The 3,269-nt window shown below is 47.7% G+C and carries 4 protein-coding genes; all 4 read right to left on the bottom strand.

Translation table 11 applies throughout. The annotated features are described in order from the left end of the window. Window positions 1–124: 124 nt before the first annotated feature. From E4665_RS17935 to E4665_RS18340, 4 genes are read right to left on the bottom strand one after another with little or no spacing between them, the layout of a single operon-like run. Window positions 125–346 (bottom strand): DUF5348 domain-containing protein, encoded by a 222-nt coding sequence (locus tag E4665_RS17935; protein WP_135350171.1) that lies wholly within the window; start codon window positions 344–346, stop codon window positions 125–127. Further along, window positions 343–1,143, bottom strand: coding sequence for an ExeA family protein (locus E4665_RS17930; RefSeq protein ID WP_135350170.1), 801 nt, complete (start codon window positions 1,141–1,143; stop codon window positions 343–345). Before E4665_RS17930 ends, E4665_RS17935 begins: the two co-directional genes overlap by 4 nt. Continuing rightward, entirely contained in the window at window positions 1,136–2,491 is a 1,356-nt protein-coding gene (locus E4665_RS17925) for a DDE-type integrase/transposase/recombinase (protein ID WP_135350169.1), read from the bottom strand. Before E4665_RS17925 ends, E4665_RS17930 begins: the two co-directional genes overlap by 8 nt. A 48-nt stretch (window positions 2,492–2,539) precedes the next feature. Next, window positions 2,540–3,028, bottom strand: coding sequence for a DUF6431 domain-containing protein (locus E4665_RS18340; RefSeq protein WP_422067271.1), 489 nt, complete (start codon window positions 3,026–3,028; stop codon window positions 2,540–2,542). Window positions 3,029–3,269: the final 241 nt, after the last annotated feature.

Genomic DNA, 3,269 nt, shown 5'->3' with positions numbered 1-3,269 from the left:
TGTTACTGCTATTCATTAATGTCCAGAAAATGATGGCGGCTATTGTCCACAGTTTGACGAGGATACTGTCCGATGATCATAAAAAATAAGACCGTCTTAAAAAAGACAGTCAATCAACCAGATATTATAGAATAACCTGATATCTTTGTTTTTTATTGAGGTTGAAACGAACACCTTCGGTGAAGACATACCAACAATTGCCGAACTCCAGAGTGCAGTTCAGGTAATAGTAGCCCACGATCAGATCAAATCCTATTCCACAGTGCAGTTCACAGGGATGCCCCTGATAGTCTACAGTCCACCGATCCCGTTCCGGATTGTAATACATTTCATCAGGTGTGTTCATGAGAGTTCTCCTTCGATCACTCGCTTGACCATCCGATCGTCAATGATCGGATGACCATTTTGAGCACCATATATGAGACAATGCGTGCATACCTTATTGATCAACCGGGCCGTACCACCGGAGAATCGGTAGATTTCCTCAATCGCGTCCTCTGTAAATAAAGGGCGGTCGCAGCCGGCAAACTTGAGCTGGCACTCAATATAGGCATTGGTTTCTGATCGGTCGTAATGGCCGATCTTGCACTGAAGATCGATGCGCTGACGGATCGCGGCGAAGCTTTGAAGTTTCAGACGGTCCCAGAGCTCGCTTTGACCGACCATGATGAGGGCCATTGGACTTTGTGAATCCATTTTAAAGTTTAAAAGAAACCGAACTTCCTCCAACATTTCACGGCTGAGCAGATGGGCTTCATCGACAACACAGACAGGCTGGAGGCCATGAATCCCACGCATGAGTTCGATTTCATGATGCAGCTGTCTTTTCGCATCGCCCCGATAAAATTTAGCTTCACAACCCAGCTGCTCCAGGAGTCCTTTGTAGAAATGACGCGGCGTTAACTTTGAATCGGACAAGTAGAGAACGCTATAATGTCCTGAATCCAATTCTTGCGTAAAACGTCGGACCATTGTCGTTTTACCTGTGCCACAGTCACCGGTTAAGACAGCGAAGAGCTGCCGTTCCGCTGCGTGCATCAGGCGCCCCAGAATCTCATCCCCAGATTGGGAGTTATAGAGATGACTTGAAGGAACGGACCGGGAGAAGGGAGTCTGCTTCATCTGATAAAAGGGTTCAAACAAGGTGCTCACCCTCTCTCATCACTTTGCTGTAAGAAACCGCCGGTTTCTGCACGTCTTGTCGTTCCGCATGCTTTTGCGTAGCTGCACGCAAGAGTCGAGAGTCATCCGTTTGTTTGGGCTGAAGGCTTTCGGGTAATTCCGGTCGTTTCCCGACATGCGTGCCAATTTCAAGTTTCTTAGCCGGCCAGGGTGTGTAACCTTCTTTTTCAATGGTGATTTGTGAAAGATCCGAGGGATCATAGACGACATCGACGCTGGTGCCGAGAAATTGAGTGCCCACTTCATACAGTTGGCTCTGAAAACTGATACATCCGGATTTATCAACCTTTCTTTTTTCCGCATGAAGAAAAGCCAAACGGATGGTTTCCGCATCTAAAAAATGTAAGATCTTTTTATCGCTGCGATAAGCCATCTCCGGTGTGATATGTTCGCCCAGAGCCGAGTGAGGCTTGTTCAGATAACATTCACTGAGCCAGACTTGGAAAAGATCATTCAGTTGATCAAGTGACTTAGGTTTCTCTAAGGCGACCTCTCCTAAAAAAGCATCCACAACACGGTTCAGGCGTTCGACCTTGCCTTTTGAGCTAGGCGAGTACGGGCGGGCATAGAGGAGTTTGGTTCCCAGTTTGGAACACGTTCGAGCCATCCATTTGGTTCGATACTGCTTCCCGTTATCAAAAAAGACAGCTTCCGGACGTCCGTATTTCTGAACGGATTGGCGGAAAGCGTCCTCAACGATTCGCTGATCCAGCGTGGGATAAAAAGCACCATGAAGGACAAAGCGGGTGGCGTCATCAATAAATAAAACAAGATAGACTTGTTTGTTGACACCACCTTGACCGATAGGAAGTGTGGGCCCGAATTTAATATCCGACTGCCAAAGCTTATTCCGATGAGATTGTTGGAACCGTCGAGCGGCTCCTGCTGTTGATTGGTAGAGCCGCATTTGCCGAGAACTATAGCCGCGTTCCGTTAGTCTTTCCTGCAGTGTTGACCGCTTAATTTCGCCGGATTTGGCTCGCCCCTCCCACTCCAGAATTTGGATGATCTGCCGGACGCTACGCTGAGGTGCTTCTCTCCTGAGCAGGATGGCTTCCTCCACTAATTCATTTCTCAATGTGCTCTCCATCGGGCTGGCCTGCTTACGACTGGGCTTAAGCCCCTCGATTCCAAGCTCTCGATAGCTGCCCAGATAGCGGCGGATCGTTCTTTCTGAGAGTCCACTTTGCTTACAGATCTGTTTTTTTAGTTCAGTCGCCCTGGCGGCATCTAGATCACCGGATAACAGCGGGGCGATCAGCTGGAAACGTTGAGAGGCAATCTCGTCCAGCTTTCTAGAATCTCTCATCATACATCTCTCCTCGTTTTAACCTTCATCATGAAGTTTAAACAGGAGTCAGACGGACAAGAATGCAGAACGGGTCTGTACCCAAAGATGAACATTAACGATCGGTCTGGCCATTCTAGCCAGCCAGCCCGGCGCATTGCCGAATAACCGTCCAATTCTTTCGAGTGCGGTCAGTGACTCCGTGGACGAAGGAACCACCGGGGCTGAATCCATTTGTTGAAAGCGGAGAATGATCGAATGAAGGCAGGCCAACCAGTAATCGATGAACTCAAGGAACCAGCGGTTCCACCGATAGAGAGTTGAATTGTCTGCAGCGACATCATTTTTGTGGGGCTGGGAAATGGCTTTTTCAAAGCAACGGGATTCATAACGTTTATAAGGAATAAGCAGATCAGGAAGTTCATGATGAATCTTGGAACAAGTGACACAGCACAAACGACGAATCCGCAACGACACACACTTTCCCGAGTCTTCTATGTATTTTCTCAACCGGCTTCCAATAACTTTAAGTTCTCCTCCGCAACAAGGACAAGGCACCTTTCCCGCACTCTTAACAGAAAACACCTGTTGCTTGGTTATCAACAAGGCTGTAGTCTGATATAATAACCATATGGTTGGTTTAGGGGTATCCCTCGTGTAAGTCGCATTACACGGTGAAGGGATACCCTTTTCCTTTCGCAAAATAAATGCCAGCTATAAAGTCCTACGGACATTATAGCTGGCACTTATTGGACAGGCAATCCCGTCAACTTTCGGCTAAAATCAGGCATCAATAACA

Source organism: Sporolactobacillus shoreae, from assembly GCF_004684935.1.
Classification (GTDB): domain Bacteria; phylum Bacillota; class Bacilli; order Bacillales; family Sporolactobacillaceae; genus Sporolactobacillus; species Sporolactobacillus shoreae.
Note: the sequence above shows the minus strand (reverse complement) of the source record. Positions and strands in the feature narration are given on the sequence as shown.

Bases quoted from the DNA above. Each gene is read 5' to 3' on its own strand.
- E4665_RS17925 (WP_135350169.1), bottom strand. From the start codon at position 2,491: ATGAGAGATTCTAGAAAGCTGGACGAGATTGCCTCTCAACGTTTCCAG.
- E4665_RS17935 (WP_135350171.1), bottom strand. From the start codon at position 346: ATGAACACACCTGATGAAATGTATTACAATCCGGAACGGGATCGGTGG.